This window comes from Marinagarivorans algicola (assembly GCF_001292705.1).
Lineage (GTDB): Bacteria > Pseudomonadota > Gammaproteobacteria > Pseudomonadales > Cellvibrionaceae > Marinagarivorans > Marinagarivorans algicola.
The window spans coordinates 56,551-74,578 of sequence record NZ_LGAK01000019.1; the positions used below are offsets into that span (position 1 = coordinate 56,551).

Sequence of the window (18,028 nt, forward strand, 5' to 3'; positions counted from 1 at the left end):
TCAAGGTGTTATCTTCAAGATTTTAGGAGCTGAATGTGTTTGTAGGGATCGGAGTAAGTAAAGAGACCCATGAGTTTAAGTTTGGTTTATTGCTCGCATGTTTATTCGGCGCAATTTTAATACCCCCTTACTTTGAGGGCCAAGCCTTATTTGATGTGGCTTGGAAAGTGGTTTTTTCGTTGGTTTTATTGGCCGCAATGTATTCGGTGACAGGGCGTCATACTTACCTGATACCATCGGCCTTTTTACTGGTGCCCACTGTCTCAACGGTTTGGTTTGACCACTTCAGTGTCGATAATCACACAGCCTTTTACTTGGATAACATAACATCCATCGCGTTCTTAGGCTTTATTTGTTTTCATTTACTTCGCCATATTCTGAATGCTAAAACAGTCACGACTAATGTTATTTACGCGTCAATGTGCGTGTACTTAATGCTTGGACTGATTTGGGCGGCGATTTATGCCAATATCCATCTTTTTTATGGGGAGGCTTTTGTGTCGATGTCAGGCTTAGATATGAACAGTATTGCCAGCTATAAAGTAATGGGCTTTTTTACTTATTACAGCATGATCACTATGTCGACACTGGGGTATGGTGATATTGTGCCAGTCAATAAAGTGGCTCAAGCTTGGGCCTCGGTACAAGCGATGGTAGGGCAGTTTTATATCGCTGTCATTATGGCGCGATTAGTCAGCTTACATGCTCGTGATAGTACCGACACCTAATAAAAGCCCACTGGGTACTCAATAGCGATACCCAGTGGGCTTTAGGTGTATCTGCAAGTCGTATGTGCAAGGTCTGTTTCTGAGTTAGCCTATAACGGCGCAGTTACGGCCCTGTCTTTTAGCGTTGTATAGCAGCTTGTCAGCCTTTTGTATTAATGATTCAAAGTGGTTTTCACAAGAGAGCTGTGCGACACCTAAGCTAACCGTAATGCGGAAAGAATACTCTTGGTAAAACAGGCGCGTTTGCTCACATTGTTGACGAATGCGCTCTGCAATAATTTTGGCACCTTGAATGTCTGCTTCAGGGCAGCAAACGGCAAACTCTTCACCGCCTAAGCGGCCTACAATATCTGATTCTCTCACAATACTTCTACAGCATTCAGCAAGGCTCACCAGTGCGATATCGCCTGCGGCATGGCCAAATTGATCGTTGACACATTTAAACTCATCAATATCTAACATGATCACTGACAGTTCGCGGTCATAGCGTTGGGCGCGTGCAAATTCGGCATGGCTTTGAGAGAAGAAATGCCGGCGATTGTAAACATGTGTGAGGGAGTCGGTAGAGGCCAGTTGTTGCAGCTCGGTATTAGAGCGTTCAAGTGCAAGTTCGCGGCGACTAATCGTCAGCACCGATCTGATCCGAGCAGCAAGAATAGTCGGGTTGATCGGCTCAAGTACACATTCATGAGCGCCTAAATCTAGGCTGTAGATCAAGGTTTTAGGGTCACTGCATGAAGCCAAAACAATTACCGGTATGCTTTTTGTTTTGGTGGCAGACTTGAGTTCAATCAGTGTATTAATTGTCTGATCTTGCCAGTTATCGACCATCAATAAAATAATATTGGGTGTCTGAGCTTGGCAGTTGGCCATGCAGGGGCGGCCAGGTTTAGTTGTTGCGGCGTGATAGCCTTCTTGCTGCAGATAAAACTCCGTATTTTTGGCGCGCTCTACATTTTGATCAACCACTAGTGCCCTTGTCATAGCATTTCCTGCTGATTTAATTTTGGCCCAATTTGATTATAGGAACTATTAAGGATTCTGCTGTTTTTTTTAGACTTTTTTTGACACTTATTGACGATTTAAAAAAAAGGCTTTTAACTCGTTGAGTTAAAAGCCTTTTTAGGTATTTCTATAGTCAATCTATAATCAAATTTGGTAGCGAATAAGATAGCGATCATGCGCTATCGAGCAAAAATTTGCTCAGTGTAAAACCCGAGAGGGTGAGGCGTCGGCTAGCAATGTTTTTTTTGCGGCCTCTTGAGCGGCTACTTTATCAATCATTTTGTTAAGTTTGGTAATGGTTTGATGCAAAGCTGTAATCGCGTGCTCTAAATCATTGTTTGGAGCGGGTATGCTTTGCTCCCGTCTTTCTACCGCTTTATGGTTGTTTTTATAGCGACCCATACTCGTTCCCCCTCTCGTTACTTTTGCCAATTAGCGCCAACCATTTGGACCCGACTGTTACTTAATCCCAGCTTAGCGCACCGCCTGTTTGGTATTCGATGACGCGCGTTTCAAAAAAGTTCTTTTCTTTGCGTAAATCCATAATTTCACTCATCCAAGGGAATGGATTCTTGGCGCCAGGATAGGCTTCGGGTAGGCCAATCTGTGCCAATCTACGGTTTGCAATAAAGTGCAGGTATTCTTCCATGATGCTGGCATTCATGCCGAGTACGCCGCGCGGCATTGTGTCACGTGCATAGTTAATTTCGAGCTCGGTACCTTCTAAAATCATCTGGGTGATCTCGGTGACAAATTCAGGCGTCCAGAGGTGTGGGTTTTCTAATTTAATCTGGTTAATGACGTCAATACCAAAATTTAAATGCATCGATTCATCGCGCAAAATATACTGGAACTGCTCGGCAACACCAGTCATTTTGTTGCGTCGACCCATAGACAGAATTTGGGTGAAACCGCAGTAGAAGAATATTCCCTCGGTAACTACATAAAATCCAATTAAATTACGCAGTAATTCTTGATCGGTTTCAGGGGTGCCGGTTTTAAAGGTGGGCTCACTGATGCCGCTGGTATGGGCGATGCTCCACGCGGCTTTTTTGGCGATGGAGGGTACTTCGCGGTACATATTAAACACTTCGCCCTCATCCATACCCAGCGATTCAATACAATATTGGTAGGCGTGTGTATGAATCGCCTCTTCAAAGGCTTGGCGCAATAAGTATTGACGCGCTTCGGGGCAGGTAATATGACGATAAATAGCTAATACTAAATTATTGGCGACCAATGAGTCGGCTGTTGAAAAGTAACCCAGTGAACGCATAACAATTCGACGCTCGTCATCACTCAGACCTTCTGGGTTTTTCCAAGTGGCGACATCTTGCGTCATGTTGATTTCTTGTGGCATCCAGTGATTGGCGCAGCCATCGAGATATTTTTGCCAAGCCCATTCATATTTGAAGGGCACCAGCTGGTTGAGGTCAGCGCGGCAGTTGATCATACGCTTATCATCAACTTGAATGCGTTGTGATCCTAGGTTGAGTTCCTCAATGCCCGGCGTAGGGTCGAGATTGGCAATGGCTGCTTTGGCCGCTTTTACCGCGTCGGTCAGGGGCGCGGCATTAGCAGGTTCTGGGGCCTGCTTTGCTAATTCTGGGTTCTCATGTACTTTGGGCGCAGCGTGTGCGGTAGCTTGTCTTGGTGCGCTTGGTTGTTCTATGGTGGTGACATCTTCGTCGTATTCGTCCCAGCTTAGCATAATGGTTACCCGTGTTGACCTAATGTATTAAATTTCTTATACGTGACTCAGATGAAAAGGTGTCAATTTTTTTACTAAAAACGCGATGATCACTGGCTGCGTCACTGTTAGTTGATGATACAGTCAGCAATATAGTCATCTGCGCAATAAAACACAATATATAGTGTGTAAAAAAAAACAAAGCACTAGATGTGCACTTTGAGCGCACAGGTTATCCACAGACCTACCATTTTAAATGATTGCTAGCGCGTATGAGTGAGAGGATTATGCAATAATGCCTGCTGTTATGGGGGAGTGAAATGGTACCAATTTTATATTCATTTAGGCGTTGCCCTTATGCCATGCGCGCGCGCCTTTCTTTGCTGCATTGCAATATGCCTTATGAGCATCGTGAAATTTTGTTAAAGGCTAAACCTGCCGCGCTACTTGCGGCATCACCAAAAGGTACTGTGCCTGTGTTGCTGACACACGATGCAGATACGGGGGTAATCGACGAAAGTATTGATATTATGCGCTGGGTTTATTGTCAGCAAGGCATAGCAACCATGTGCGGTCAGGCGTGCGAGGCTTTGATTACTCGTAATGACCAAGAATTTAAATATTGGCTCGATCGCTATAAGTATGCTGAGCGCCATCCTGAATTAACGCTCGAGCAATCGCGAGCCAAAGCGGTATGTTTTATCGAGGCGCTTGAGGCGCGGTTGGCGCAGAATGATTTTTTGAGTGGTGATGTTGAGGGCTTTGTGGATTATGCCATTATGCCTTTTGTTCGACAGTTTGCCGCCGTCGACAGTGTATGGTTTGACGCGCAGCATTGGCCGCGAACGCAATACTGGTTAGCCCGTTTGTGCGCTAGTACATTGTTTGAGCGTGTAATGACTAAACACCCGCTATGGAAGCCAGAAGATACCGTAAATGATTGATATCGATAAAATACAAAAGCAAACCCAGCAGTGGTTTGAGCAGGTAGTACTAGGGCTCAATTTATGCCCTTTTGCGCATGTACCGGCAAAAGAGGGGCGCGTGCGTTTTTGCGTATTAGAAGTGCCTGATGAGCGGGGTTTGTTGATGCTATTAGAGCGTGAGCTCAATCGCTTACGGTGTGTACCAGCGACAGAGCTTGAAACCACTATTATTATTGCTCCTAAAGGCTTTGATGACTTTTTTTATTATATGACAGTCATTGAGTATTTGGCGCAATGGCTCGCCCAAGAGGGCTGGGAAGGTGAGGTGCAAATTGCGAGTTTTCACCCGGAATATCAGTTTGCTCATACACAGCCAGGGGATAGAGAAAACCTCACGAATTGCTCGCCCTACCCTTTGTTTCATTTGATTCGAGAGGCGAGCTTAACGCGCGTGATTGACCAAGGTGCTGATACCGCGGCAATCCCCGAACGTAACATTGCCACCATCGAGGCATTGCCACAGCAAGAATGTCTTAAGCTTTTCCCTTATGTCGAAGCTCTGTTGTGTAAACGTTAATCGTTAAACTGGGCTATGACACATCTATTGCGTGATTCTAATAGCCCATATATTCGTCATTCATTTTGTTGAGCGGCCAGCTTTGCAATGGCTTTTGCTGTGTAGTGTTGTAATACCAGGGGCGACTCGCGGAGCAAGGCATCGAGGTTGCGCGTTGAGCTTTGAGTATCTTCTGGCTCTTTTGCTTGTTTATCACGTACCAGTTCGGTAGCAGCATCTTCGACGATATGGGCAATAATCACGGGTTTGTTGAACTTTACGTCCTTATTTTGGCTGCAAAAATGTGTAAAACTATACAGTGTTTCAATTACAGCGCTTTTGAAGTATGCCGGGTGTATGTGGTATGTGAGGCTGTCAATATGTTGAGCAAAGCTTGCTTCGCCGGGGGTCATAGAGTTTCTGGCGAGCTCACAATCTAGCGTAAAGTCTTGCATGTCTTTGCCGCCAAAGACGATATAGCGGGCTTGGTGTAGGCTTTGCCAAATATCGAGTAAAAAGTCTTCGTCAAAGTTGGTGATTAGCCCACGTTCAACGCGCCATTCAAACCAATCAGTATCGATTGCTTGCGCGGTTTCGGCATCACTATTAGCAATACCCGAATAGCTTGCGTGTTTGTTATTGTACGCTTGCGTGACACCAATAGAGAATAGGTTGTGCTGCGACTCTAAAATACCTTCAATACGATTGAGTATATAAGAGGGTGCATGAGCACTTAAAAGCTCCAAGCTCATAGTGTCACCGTTTTCGCCTTTACAGCACAGCGAGAGCAAATTATGTAGCTGTACCGAGCCCAGACCTTTAAACAGGTTGGGGCGAGTGCGCATTAATGCGCCAATACCTGAGAGCATTTCTTGGAGCAGGGTGTGCTCGAGTTTGCAGTGGCTAACTGCGGTGATGTCTTGGTAAATTTCGGCATTGGGTTTGGCTTGAGTAAGAGAGATACGGTTGTCGCGATCTTTACCGATGTTAATGGAGAGGTGCCTGGCCGCTAGCATGGTAAGCGCATCGCCAAGGTCTCTATGGGTTTCTTCGAGTATGGCAAAACAATAGCGGGCACTTAACCAGTAATTATTGATTTGAGCGGTATAGTAAATGTTCTGGATCACCGTTTTAAGCGGAGTAGGCTCTTGAATATCGAGTGACACATTGTTGACGTTGTCGGTGAGTGTGCGACCCTCAATAAAATGTTGAAGGGCTTGATACAGTGCGTTATCGGTGTCGGCGCTAAATAGCGCTTGACCGGTTTCGATAATATCTTCGATGTTCATTGTTGGCGCGTAGTCACCGATTGATCGTGTGCGACTATTAAAGGGTGTTAAGCACAAGCTCGGTAATTGTAAGCGGTTATTGCGTGCAGCCCTGACAGCAAGATGGGCCGAGGCGTAGCCAACATGGTCGTGCTGGCTGCGCAGTTGCAATTGCCACAAAGCATCAAAAAACTTCTCGGCGCCTGGTGCTTCGCAAAAGCGCTGATCGACCATCCACGTGAAGACGGCGACCTCTTGATTGAGCCAGTGATTGTGGATGTGTGCAATTTCGCGTTCAATATTTTGAGTGGCTAAGGCCATATCGAAGCTGCGATAACCATTTTGTTCGCTCTGCAGCCAAGAGAGGCATAAACATTTATTGCCGTTAATGGTGTAGGTCTGGCTAGTCGCTAAGCTCTGTAAGCGGCGGTTTGGGCGACCGGTTAGCCCCATGGTTTCATTGGCACCTACCTGTGAGTAAGCTTGTACCAAGTGAGGCGCTGAAATGACTTTAATCGGCTTGATTTCATCGATGGTCTCTGCGATGACACCATGTTTCGATAAAATCTCTTTGATATCTTCGTTTTCGGCGAGCACCGTGAGTGCTATTTGGGTTTTGTTAAAGCGCCGTGAGCGTCGACGCATGATGAGCGGGTCGAGATCATCTTTGGTTACATAGCCCTCATCGAGTAACAAACCTGTAATATACAAGCTTTGCGCCCAGACAAGAGGGACATTTTCGTTAGCGACACGTTTTTGGCTACGTGGTTTTTGACGTTCGGCTTCTACGCTCTCTTGGGGCACATAGTAAAGCTCGGGGAGTAAGCCAAAGCCATCGACATTGATCATGAGTGATTCAAGTTTTTTGCGATAAGCGGCAGCTTGCTCTGTTTCGTCATCAAATTGTGCTTGAATGTAGAGGTAAGTATAAAACAGTGGCCACTCTGACTCTAAGTGCTCAAAGTTGGCCAGTTCAGAGTGCTCGTAGTGAATGCGCGAACTTTCCTCTACTGGTGTTTGATGACCGTCCCACAAAAAGCGTTTACAGCCGTACTCACCACCCAGTTTGCTTAGAATTTCGTTACGTGTTGTTTCTATTTGCTTTTTATTACCCACGGCAAAGGCGGGAAAACCAATAATACTGAGTAAAGCGCTATCGACCTCTTTGGATAACGACTCGCGCGGAAGTAAGCTGGCCAGTGTGTTGCGTGCGAGTGAAACGGCATCGGCAATGGTGTGAATAACCGCGCGATCACACGCGTCTTTGCCAAAAACATTAAAGCCATCAAGCGCTTGCAAGGCTGCTTTTGCCATGCCGACCGAGCTCGCGTTGATTTCTGGTTTACCATTATTGATTTTATTGCCGCGCTCCCAAATGCCAAAATCGGGAATACGGTAAGCGCTAGAAATGTAATATACCAAGTTCTGAATAAAATCGACTTCGCCAAAGGTTCGGATAATACGTAGGCCCGAGGCCGTCATTTGTGCCATCATTAACAAAAACAGCGAGGTTGCATCAATTTGTAAATGGCCCCAAGCGTCATCAGCTACGACCGGTAAGCCGGTGGCCGTGTCATATTTGGCATGCAGAGCATCGAGAGGATGTAGCGTATGCTTGAACTTCTCGACTTTATCGGCTTGACGCATCATAGAGAGCAATAAGCCACGCATTAGTTTAATGGTTGTTTGCTCAAGCTGATCGGCACGCTCGCTTTCGTGTTGGCGTCGGTAGGCAAGACCTAATGCCCAGATACTCATAATGGAATACACGTTATCGCGCACCCAAGCATCGGTGTAGTCGCCATGAGTGGTGACAGCGGTGCTCGCAGGCATTAAGCCGGTCACAGGGTGTTGGCGGCTCATAATAACCGTTTCAACTTGCTGGAATATTTGGTCGAGTTTTTCGCGATGATTCATAGAGTATCGGCTTGAAATTAGTCAGGTAAGCGAGAGGGTGCGATGAGCCACGCCGAATACCGGCGCTAGCGTATTTTCACCGCATATTATTCATGTACAGTCAATATTAGCAAGTTAAACATCAGGTTGCTTGATCTTGATGATACATCGCTACAGCGTGCCCTCATTCAGTTCGGCTAGGCGCGTTAAAATGGAGTGCGTGACACCTGTAACATCTAAGCCAATTTGACTTAATTGTTCAGTGCGTTTGGCGTGCTCGATATAATCGTCAGGTAGTCCTAAGGTGAGTATCGGTGTGTTGATATTACGTCGGCTGAGTAGTGCGCACACTGCGCTGCCCGCGCCCCCTTGTACGGTATTTTCTTCGAGGGTCACAATGAGTGCGTGCTCGGCGCACGCTGTGACAATGGCGGTTTCATCTAAGGGTTTGGCCCAGCGCATATCGATCACGGTAAAGTGATGAGCTTGGGCAATAGTGACTGCAAGCGGTAGTAATACGCCGAAATTTAAAATACAGACTTTGGTGCCTGTTATTGATGTATGGCTTTTGCCAATCGTATAACGTGGTTGTTCGGGGGTGATGCTGGCCCCGGGGCCTGTGCCTCGGGGGTAGCGTACGGCAGCAGGGCCCGGGTAGTGATAGGCTGCATCAAGTAGGTGATAACATTCATTTTCATCACTCGGTGTTGCGATGATCATCTCGGGAATACAGCTCAAAAAGGATAAGTCAAAGTTGCCGCCATGGGTGGGACCGTCTTCACCTACCAAGCCCGCACGGTCAATAGCAAAGGTGACGTCAAGTTTTTGAATCGCCACATCATGGATGAGTTGATCATAGGCGCGTTGTAAAAAAGTGGAGTAAATTGCAACAACAGGCTTTTGGCCTTCGCAGGCGAGGCCAGCGGCTAGAGTAACGGCGTGTTGTTCGGCAATGGCGACATCAAAGTAGCGCTCTTTAAAGCGTTGGGCAAACTCTACCATACCGGAGCCTTCGCACATCGCCGGCGTTATACCAATTAAGCGTGGGTCTTGTGCTGCTGTGGTGCATAACCAGCGCCCAAAGATATCTTGATATTTAGGGCCGGCAGGTGTCCTGGGTTTGGGTTCAATTTTATTCAGAGCATGGTAGCCCACAGGGTCCTTTTCAGCAGGGGTAAAGCCTTTGCCTTTTTGAGTGATGATATGAAGCAGTTTTGGTCCAGGTATCTCGCTCAAGTTTTTAAGATCGTGTGTTAGTCGAGGCAGGTCATGGCCATCAATGGGGCCTACATAGTAAAAGCCTAGCTCTTCAAACAATGTGCTCGGTGATACCATGCCTTTCATGTGCTCTTCGGTTTTGCGGACGAGCTCTGAAGCTTGCGGTAGGCGTTTGAGGACTTTTTTACCGCCTTCACGGAAGCTAGTGTAGGCTTTAGAGGCCCAGAGCTTTGAAAAGTAAGTGGCAAGACCGCCCACGTTAGGTGAGATGGACATATTGTTATCGTTAAGCACGACAAGTAAGTCGGCTTTGGTGTGTGCCGCATGATTCAGTGCTTCAAAGGCCATGCCAGCGGTCATGGCACCATCGCCAATCACCGCAACACTTTTTTGTTTCTTGCCGCCCATTTTTGAGCCTAAAGCCATGCCCAGTGCGGCGCTGATTGAGGTGCTCGAATGACCAACGCCAAAGGTGTCGTAGGGGCTTTCAGCTCTTTTGGGAAATCCAGATAAACCGCCTTGCTGACGAATACTGCCCATGTGCTTGCGTCGCCCGGTCAGTATTTTGTGGGGGTAGGTTTGGTGGCCAACATCCCAAACTATTTTGTCATCGGGAGTGTTTAAGGCGTAATGGAGGGCGATTGTCAGTTCGACGACACCGAGTCCTGCACCAAAGTGCCCGCCAGAACGCCCTACGCTAAACAATAAAAAAGCACGCACTTCTTTTGCCAGTTGGGGTAGAAGTTTTTCATCCAGTGCGCGAATGTCAGCTGCCGAGTCAATGGTATCTAGCAGCGGTGTATGGGGTTGAGTGGCTGGTATTTCATCAAACATGCGTACAGCTTATTTAGTAGAAGGAGGCAGGCATTGTATTGCGAGTTGTAGGGGATTTAAAGCGACAGCGTCTATTTGGCGGCGATTGAGAAGTTTAAGCGCCTCTCGATGGCGCTTAATGCCTTGTGCTGGTTAAAAAGTATGCGCTTTTGTGCAGGGCTGCGCAGTATCAGTACTTAAATACCTTATTAAAAACCATTTTGAGTGCTGTGGTGCACTGTGGTACACAGTCTTATTATCGGTTGTTGTTCTGTGCTGCATCGCTTTATTGCGTGGCTTTAAAGCTGATATCGTCCCAAAACGCGGCATACACGCCGACCCCTAATATAGCCTGAGTTAAGCTAATGGTTGCGCTGCGTGCTTTTAGTGTGTTGTTGACTGAAACTTGGAGTTGTTGCCAATGTGCGCTGTCACTACTTTTGGTGCTGCCCGCCACGCGTTGAAGGCCTTGGCAGTTCACCTCTTGATGCCATACGATTCTTAGCTCGCCATACCCTCGCTGAGATGATAATGCATCTTTTTTAAAGGCCGCACGGGCCTCAAAGTGTGTATGAGTACCAATGTTGACGCATTGATTTAAGGCTTCCCCTTGCAGTGTGTGACTCACATTAGAGTTTGCGGTAATGAGTGCGCCGCCACTGAGGCTTTGTCCGCCATATTCTACCCACTGGCCTGGCCACGCTAGATTCCAGCCTGCTAAATGTTGATCAAGAGAGGGGTTTGATAAATAGTTAACACCCAGCGGTGGGGTATTCAGGGTTTCGGCGGAGAGGTTGCTGGCCGTGTTATCCAGTGCGGTGACGGTGAGTGTAATGTGATCCCAGAGAGCAGAAGTTGCCTCGCTGTTCGTTTTGTCGAGATGCTTAATTTCTACCATGATTGATTGCGCACCGAGCGTAGGTTTAATGTTTTCATGACTTAGTTTTTGCCAGCCCGAGATTTCGGTAGGGGTGAGTTTGGCACTATATTGGCCGCCACTGGTGCAATCGTTAGAGGTAAATGATACAACTCGTAATTCACTAGTGTCTGCTGTTCCACCTTCTTTCTTAACAAAAGCGTCGATGCGCGCTCGAGTCATACCCTGAACGGGTAAGCATTGACGTACAAGGTGTTCGTTGTCTGTTGAACCATCTGCTTTTAATACTAGGGCGTTTGTGCTGGCAATACCTTCTTTAGGTTGTATGTCCATCGAGCCTTTCATGGTTACCCAAGCGGTGGCGCCTTGCTCAAAGTCACCGTTGATAATCACTTGCTTACCGACGCTTAATGTTTGTGCAGTATAAGGGGCAAAACCGATAGGGCTGATTGCACGCAGCGTTTGTTTGTTTGCGCTCAGTGCATTTAAGGGGCACCGTGTTTGAAATAAAATTTGGCCATCGGGCAGAACGCATTTATAAATATCCGCATAACTGATGTTTATAGCGCTTGCGAGCGAGATCACTAAAGCGACGAGCAATAAAAATTGGGTCATAGTGGTTTACCATGATTCGACAAAAATATTGATGATAGTGAGGCTCATTAAACGTGAAAATATCTCACAACTCAATGTATAGCTTCGCGACTTATGATCTTCATAGCGTTATAGCAAAAAGGTGTGCACTTATCCTTGTGTTTGTGACGTGACACCGATGTATTGGTGGGTACTTGATGGCATGTTCAAGGCAGCGATTGTATACCCAAGAGTTAGAGTTTAATAAATATGTCATGAACTAGAAATACTATGCGCCTCATCATTTTATAAATAGTGCTTTTAAGTGCCAATTGGCAATTATTTAAGTACTCACTTGAGGGCAATATGAAAAAAAAGTTACTGTCATTGTGCATTACATCGTTGACGCTAAATTTAGCGTCACACAATACCGCTGCTGAAGAGGCTGTCATTTATGTTGCAGGTGCTGATGTGAATACACTCAGCGCGACCATTAATGACGAGTTGTACTTTTTTGATGAAAGCGGCATTGCGGTATTGGATTTACCTGCGGGTCAATATAATGCTTTTCTAAAAGAGGGAAATAAAGCCTTAGGTCAAATCACGTTGGATATTGCCCAATTTAAACATTCAGAGGTCAAAATACAGCATTCAGCCGATGGCCTACAAGTGGAGCAAGAGCAGTTTTCGCCCGACACAGATGCGCAGACAGGTCAATTAATAGGGCGTATTTTTAGTGCTGGGGGTGAGTCAGAATTAGCGGGTGCAAAAGTGCGTGTCGAAGGCTTTGATGCTATGGCTGTGACTGATGCCTCAGGTGCATATGCATTAAATTTACCGCGCGGACGCTATACCGTAATGGTTGCACACCCAGAATATGCTGAAAGAAAAATTGAAGATCTACGTATTATATCCGGTGTTGCTACTGAGGCGAGCTTGAGTTTAGCGAAAGTTTCTGCAGGTGTTATGGAGGAGGTTTTAATTTTAGGTGTACGCGGTACTGTGAATGAATCGGCTTTAGCTATTGAACGCGATGCCTCCTCGATCGTATCGGCGATTACCGCGGAAGATTTTAAAAAATTTGGTGACTCGTCAGCTTCTGATGTCCTTAAGCGTGTAACAGGCGTCTCGGTTGTGGGAGGAAAGTTTGCCGTCGTTCGTGGACTTGACGGTCGCTATGTCTCGACAACGTTGGATGGTGGCATACTGCCCAGTACTGATCCATTGCGTCGTGATGTGCCCCTAGATTTATTCCCTTCGAGTGTTTTGCAGGGTATTAATATTGGCAAAAGCTATGCGCCTAAACTACCAGGCACCTCCACCGGCGGGCATGTTGGTATGGCGCTAAAAAATCAGCCCACAGCGTATATTAATACATTGTCTTTTGATGTTAAGTACAATACAGAGACAACCGGTGAAGAGGTTTTAACTTATCAAGGGGGGGGAGCTGATTGGACTGGCTTTGATGATGGTGCTCGTGCATTACCCGCTGTAATTAATACAGTGACTCGATTTGGCGCTGATGAATTAAGTGAATGTAACCCTCCTCCATTTAGAACACCAGACTGCGATGAACCTGAATATTTGGCTGAGCTAGGCAAGGCAATGCCAACAGATTTTTCGGTTCAAGATAAAACTGCTCAGCCAGCCTATAAGCTAGCTTATACCTTGGGTAATGCCTTTGATTTACCTTTTGCTGAATTCGGTGTGCAAGGAACGCTTGATTACGAACAGCAGTGGGAGCATCGAGATGAATTTCGGTTATCCTATCAAAGTGATGATGGCTCCAATTTTACTGAAGCAGAGAAAACGCGCGTGATGCAGTCTGATTTTAATGTGGACCTCACGGGTTTTGTGGTTGCGGGTTTAACATGGGATGCCGGCCATACACTGACGAGTAAAACGCTGCTGTTAAGAAAAACACAAGATACAACACGCGTCACTCATAAAAACGATATTCAAGATGAAAAACAATTCATCGATACGACGTTGCAATGGGTCGAGCGTCAATTATTTAATCAATCGTTTGACGGCCTTGTTGCTTTAGATGCGATAAATGGTGAGTTGAATTACCGTTTGAGTTATGGCAATACTCAGCGTTCAGAGCCTGATCGACGCACATATTCTTATGAAAATGGCAGTGTACCTGATAGTCAGATATTCAGGACCTATTCAGAACTCGATGAAGACAGCTTGAGTGCTAGTTTCGATTATCAACAAGAAGCAACAGGTGTTTTGGGCTCTGAAGCCGTGTATCGAATGGGGGCGTTAGTATCCGCCAAAGAGCGCGACGTTAAAATTGGACGTTTTGGCTATCGATTCAATGATCCCGATTTAGACCGTACTCAGCGATTAGAAGATTTGTTGAGTGTACAAAATTTTGATAGTCATGCGGTTAAAATTACAACATCTAACTTGAAAAATGATTGGTATAAAGCAACTGATGATGTCATGGCGGCTTATGCTAGTGCGGAATTTAATTGGGCTGATCAATGGATTCTTGCGCTGGGTGGCCGGCAAGAATCACTGGATATTTATTTGGAAAGCACGGGTCCAGACGCGGATGCACCAGCGGTAAAAAAAGAAGAAAATGTTTTTTTACCGGCTATGAATGTGACCTGGTTGCAAAGCGATGAGCTGCAATGGCGATTGGGCCTGAGTCAAACAGTTTTGGCACCAGGGCTTGTAGAAATTAACAGCTCGTCTCAGTTTTCATCTGATGGGATTTTAATTATTGGTAATGCTGATCTTGAGTTTTCTGATATTCAAAATGCAGATTTTAGAGGTCAGTATTATTGGGATGATGAGCAGAGCTTTTCTTTGGGGGTGTTTTATAAAAATATTGAAGCGCCTATCGAAAAGTCGATTGTTGATGGCATTCCTATTGACCGGGCTTACACGTTTAGGCAGTCAACCAGTGCTGAAGTGCTCGGGCTTGAAATTGATATATTACGCAATATTGCTGATACCTCTGATTTCATGTTTTCTTACGGTATTAATTTTTCATATATCGATTCACAGGTGTCTCTCAATGCCGATTCGGCGCGTTTGGAAGGGCGAAACGAAAGGCCGCTTCAGGGGCAGTCTGAATATTTAGGTAATTTTAGAGTGCAGGCAGAGCATCTAAATACCCATCAAAAAATTTCATTAGTGGGTAATTATTTTGATGATCGTATTGATGTCGTTAATAGTGCTGCCAGTGGCGACCGCATTGAGCAAGGACGCATGGTGCTGGATCTTATTTACAGCTGGGAAGCAACAGATCATTTAGATGTTGGTATTAAAATACAAAATATTCTCGATGAATCAGTCGTATACAGTATGAATGGCGATTTACAAAATGCCCAAGAAAGTTATAAAAAAGGTATCGATATTAAAGTGAATGCAAGTTATCGATTCTAATGCATTAATAAGGTGTTAGTGGTTGAATATCTAAGCTTTGGGTATCTAGATTTTGTGTTTTTCAGTGCAATCTCTTTAAATGCGAAGTTTTTAATTATTGAGTACTCGACATGTTTAGTTTTCCAGCAGTGGGATTAGGCTGCGCACCTATATGTAGAATGAAGCATTCGAAGATAATCGTTGATTTCCAATTAATGCCTTAATTAGTTTTAAATTTTTATGCCCTTGGGTTATGGCGAATACTTTTGTCATCTGGGTGTCATAAAGCAGCCTGATAATAGTGTGACTTGGTTGTTAATTGTTTGATCTTAGAGGAAGAGAAATGAAGTTTTTAAATGCAACATTGGCGGCATCAGTTGCTGCTTCAATGCTAGCTCTAGCTGGCTGTGGCAGTAGTAACAGCGGTAGCCCTTCTCAGCAAAGTTCTGGCGCTAGTTCATCGGCGGCAAATGTCACAGTACATCCTAATGTGAGTTGTCTTGATGATGTTTGTACGATTGCAGCGACGGATTCGCATAAAACAATTATGCAAGACTTGCATTTGACTGCCGATAAAAAATGGTTATTGCAAGGCTTGGTAGTTGTGGGTGATGGTCACGGCCAGGTAACCGAAGAAACAAAATCGACAGTCGCAGCTGTAACATTAACCGTAGATCCTGGCGTGCATGTACGTGCTGATGATAGCGGAACGCTGTTGATTTCACGCGGCTCTAAAATACTCGCCGAAGGCACGCTCGATTCACCTATTACATTCAGCTCTGTTAAAGATGACGACTTTGACGGTGAGGGTGAGTGGGGTGGTATTGTTGTGCAAGGTTTTGCGCCACAATATGATTTAGGCAATAAAGCAGTTTGTCACGGTGATACAGGTACAGTATGTAATGTTGCGGGTGAAGGCTTTGGCGATGGTAAATATTACTACGGTGGTGATAATGCAGCCGATAATAGCGGTATTTTAAAATATGTGCGCATTGCTGAAGGCGGCTTAGTTGCTGCGGCTAATTCTGAAATTAATGGCTTAACACTAATGGGTGTGGGGCATGAGACGGAACTTGAATATATTCAGGTGCATGGCAACAAAGATGACGGCATAGAATGGTTTGGCGGCACAGTTAACTTAAAGCATGCGGTATTAACTAACAACGACGATGACGATATTGACTTTGATCAAGGCTATAAAGGTAATATCCAGCATGTTATTGTGCGCAAGCACCCTACTAAAATGGCTCCGACAGGCAGTAATGACCCACGTGGTATTGAGGCAAACAGTAGTGGCGATGAAGCGGTTAAAGAAACAGAAGCTGTTTTAGCGAATATTACTATTATTGGTAGTCAAGTAAATCGATCAGTTAACGCAGAAGGCGGTGGCGGCAATGAGCCAGGCATTCGTTTACGTGGTGATGTTACCACGCAAATTTGGAACTCGGCGGTAACTAATTTTTATGATTGCGTTAGAACTGATAGCGGTAGCAACACATTAAAAAACTTTTTAGGTGACTGCGATGGCAGCTTACATAAAGATAAAAGTGATGGCTCAGCATTAACGCCTATCAATTTTAAAGCATCTGTGATTTCGTTTGATGATGCGTGGGCGATTACCGATGCCAACGCAAAACTGGACAGCGCGATTGAAGATATTAATGCCGTTGATAATGGTTCTGCATTTGTTTTTGATAAAACCGATTATATCGGCGCGGTCAATCCTGATGAAAATGCAGCGGATCGTAACTGGCACGAAGGTTGGACGCTACCAGGTACATTAAGTGAGGCTATGCCTACACTGGATCGTAATAATTTACCTGATTTTGTTTCGTGCACAGATGCGGTGTGTACCATTTCGGGTATGGTGAATACCGACTTTACTTTAACCGCTGATGTCCAATGGGCACTAGATGGCTTAACAATTGTAGGCAATGGTCACACAGCACTACAAACAGCTGAAGCTGTGGCGGCGGTGCAAAATGTTACTTTGACAATCCAGCCCGGTGTGAATGTTGGTGCGTTTGATGACGCCACTCTCTTGGTGACTCGCGGCTCTAAATTAATGGCTAAAGGTACGCGTGCTAAACCCATTACTTTTAGTTCGGCTGCCGATGCTGATTTTGATGGTAACGGTGAGTGGGGCGGTATTGTAATACAAGGCTTTGCCCCGCAAGTCGGTAAAGGATCGGTGCCATGCAGTAATGCAGACGGATTTTGTAACGTAGCTGGTGAAGGTTTTGGTGATGAAACTTATTACTACGGTGGTAACGATGTCGCTGATAATAGTGGTGTGCTCAACTATGTGCGTATAGCTGAAGGTGGTAAATCAACAGCCGCTAACTCTGAAATTAATGGCTTGACATTAATGGGGGTAGGTTATAAAACACATTTGGAATACATTCAAGTACATGGCAATCTCGATGATGGTATCGAATGGTTTGGCGGCACTGCAAACTTAAAGCATGCTGTATTAACGAATAATGACGATGACGATATCGACTTTGATGAGGGCTATCAGGGGAATATCCAATTTGCGATTGTTCGTAAAGACCCTAACAAAACGGGACCTAATGGCTCTAATGATCCGCGTGGTATAGAGGCTAACAGTAGTGGTGATAGCGCTATCAAAGAAACCAGTGCTGTGTTGTCAAATATTACCATTATAGGTAGTGAAGTGAATAAAGCTAAAAACGCGCAAGGTGAAGGTGGTAATGAGCCGGGTATGCGTTTGCGGGGTAATGTGACGACTAAAATTTGGAACTCAGCGGTGTCGAACTTTACTCATTGTGTGCGTACCGATAGTGGTTCTAATACCATGACTAACTTTTTAGGCGATTGCGATGATAAGCTTAAAGACGAGCGTACAGCAGGTTCTTTAACGGATTCAAATTTTAATGCCGTGAGTCTTATGTTCGGTGAGTACTATGAAATCATGAATGCTGAGGCTGTGTTAGCAAGCCCTGTAGCAGCTATTGATTCAGTCAACGACTCTGGTTTTGAGTTTGAATTGACGGATTATATTGGTGCTGTTGACCCTTCTGCTGACAGTGCTTGGTGGTCAGGTTGGATCATTGAAGGATCGCTATAATCTTTG

General features: G+C 45.4%; 11 protein-coding genes. 5 read left to right on the forward strand and 6 right to left on the reverse strand.

The window, feature by feature from the left end; translation table 11 throughout:
* The first annotated feature begins 35 nt into the window (after nt 1-35).
* Complete coding sequence (locus tag AC438_RS08065; RefSeq protein WP_053980742.1) at nt 36-728, forward strand: ion channel; 693 nt, start codon at nt 36-38, stop codon at nt 726-728.
* Nucleotides 729-812: 84 nt separating this feature from the next.
* On the opposite strand, the gene AC438_RS08070 is transcribed toward AC438_RS08065, so the two are convergent.
* From AC438_RS08070 to AC438_RS08080, 3 genes are all read right to left on the reverse strand, one after another.
* Nucleotides 813-1,712, reverse strand: a complete 900-nt coding sequence (locus tag AC438_RS08070; RefSeq protein WP_082354032.1) for a GGDEF domain-containing response regulator — start codon at nt 1,710-1,712, stop codon at nt 813-815.
* A 219-nt stretch (nt 1,713-1,931) separates the two neighbouring features.
* Nucleotides 1,932-2,135, reverse strand: coding sequence for a hypothetical protein (locus AC438_RS08075; protein ID WP_053980744.1), 204 nt, complete (start codon nt 2,133-2,135; stop codon nt 1,932-1,934).
* A gap of 61 nt (nt 2,136-2,196) precedes the next feature.
* Nucleotides 2,197-3,444 carry a ribonucleotide-diphosphate reductase subunit beta gene (locus AC438_RS08080; RefSeq protein WP_053980745.1) on the reverse strand — a complete coding sequence of 416 codons (1,248 nt, stop codon included), beginning with the start codon at nt 3,442-3,444 and terminating at the stop codon, nt 2,197-2,199.
* Between the two features lie 299 nt (nt 3,445-3,743).
* Between AC438_RS08080 and AC438_RS08085 the strand changes: the two genes are divergently transcribed.
* On the forward strand, nt 3,744-4,367 hold the full coding sequence (locus AC438_RS08085) for a glutathione S-transferase (RefSeq protein ID WP_053980746.1): 624 nt from the start codon (nt 3,744-3,746) through the stop codon (nt 4,365-4,367).
* A complete protein-coding gene (locus AC438_RS08090) occupies nt 4,360-4,926 on the forward strand; it encodes a DUF1415 domain-containing protein (protein WP_053980747.1) in 567 nt (188 codons plus the stop codon). The genes AC438_RS08085 and AC438_RS08090 overlap by 8 nt, the downstream gene beginning before the upstream one ends.
* A 56-nt stretch (nt 4,927-4,982) precedes the next feature.
* On the opposite strand, the gene AC438_RS08095 is transcribed toward AC438_RS08090, so the two are convergent.
* From AC438_RS08095 to AC438_RS08105, 3 genes are all read right to left on the reverse strand, one after another.
* The gene (locus AC438_RS08095) at nt 4,983-8,090 is read right to left on the reverse strand and encodes a phosphorylase b kinase regulatory subunit alpha/beta (RefSeq protein ID WP_053980748.1); all 3,108 of its coding nucleotides are present in this window, start codon (nt 8,088-8,090) and stop codon (nt 4,983-4,985) included.
* Between the two features lie 150 nt (nt 8,091-8,240).
* Entirely contained in the window at nt 8,241-10,121 is a 1,881-nt protein-coding gene (dxs, locus tag AC438_RS08100) for a 1-deoxy-D-xylulose-5-phosphate synthase (RefSeq protein WP_053980749.1), read from the reverse strand.
* Between the two features lie 265 nt (nt 10,122-10,386).
* Nucleotides 10,387-11,592, reverse strand: a complete 1,206-nt coding sequence (locus tag AC438_RS08105; protein WP_053980750.1) for a hypothetical protein — start codon at nt 11,590-11,592, stop codon at nt 10,387-10,389.
* 324 nt (nt 11,593-11,916) lie between these two features.
* Between AC438_RS08105 and AC438_RS08110 the strand changes: the two genes are divergently transcribed.
* Together AC438_RS08110 and AC438_RS08115 are read left to right on the forward strand one after the other, a co-directional pair.
* Nucleotides 11,917-14,952 carry a TonB-dependent receptor gene (locus AC438_RS08110; RefSeq protein ID WP_156317037.1) on the forward strand — a complete coding sequence of 1,012 codons (3,036 nt, stop codon included), beginning with the start codon at nt 11,917-11,919 and terminating at the stop codon, nt 14,950-14,952.
* A gap of 322 nt (nt 14,953-15,274) precedes the next feature.
* Complete coding sequence (locus tag AC438_RS08115) at nt 15,275-18,022, forward strand: hypothetical protein (RefSeq protein WP_053980752.1); 2,748 nt, start codon at nt 15,275-15,277, stop codon at nt 18,020-18,022.
* The last annotated feature ends 6 nt before the right edge of the window (nt 18,023-18,028 follow it).

Coding starts and splice junctions, on each gene's coding strand:
- AC438_RS08070 (WP_082354032.1), bottom strand. CDS start 1,712: ATGACAAGGGCACTAGTGGTTGATCAAAATGTAGAGCGCGCCAAAAAT.
- AC438_RS08075 (WP_053980744.1), bottom strand. CDS start 2,135: ATGGGTCGCTATAAAAACAACCATAAAGCGGTAGAAAGACGGGAGCAA.
- AC438_RS08080 (WP_053980745.1), bottom strand. CDS start 3,444: ATGCTAAGCTGGGACGAATACGACGAAGATGTCACCACCATAGAACAA.
- AC438_RS08085 (WP_053980746.1), top strand. CDS start 3,744: ATGGTACCAATTTTATATTCATTTAGGCGTTGCCCTTATGCCATGCGC.
- AC438_RS08090 (WP_053980747.1), top strand. CDS start 4,360: ATGATTGATATCGATAAAATACAAAAGCAAACCCAGCAGTGGTTTGAG.
- AC438_RS08095 (WP_053980748.1), bottom strand. CDS start 8,090: ATGAATCATCGCGAAAAACTCGACCAAATATTCCAGCAAGTTGAAACG.
- dxs (WP_053980749.1), bottom strand. CDS start 10,121: ATGTTTGATGAAATACCAGCCACTCAACCCCATACACCGCTGCTAGAT.
- AC438_RS08105 (WP_053980750.1), bottom strand. CDS start 11,592: ATGACCCAATTTTTATTGCTCGTCGCTTTAGTGATCTCGCTCGCAAGC.
- AC438_RS08110 (WP_156317037.1), top strand. CDS start 11,917: ATGAAAAAAAAGTTACTGTCATTGTGCATTACATCGTTGACGCTAAAT.
- AC438_RS08115 (WP_053980752.1), top strand. CDS start 15,275: ATGAAGTTTTTAAATGCAACATTGGCGGCATCAGTTGCTGCTTCAATG.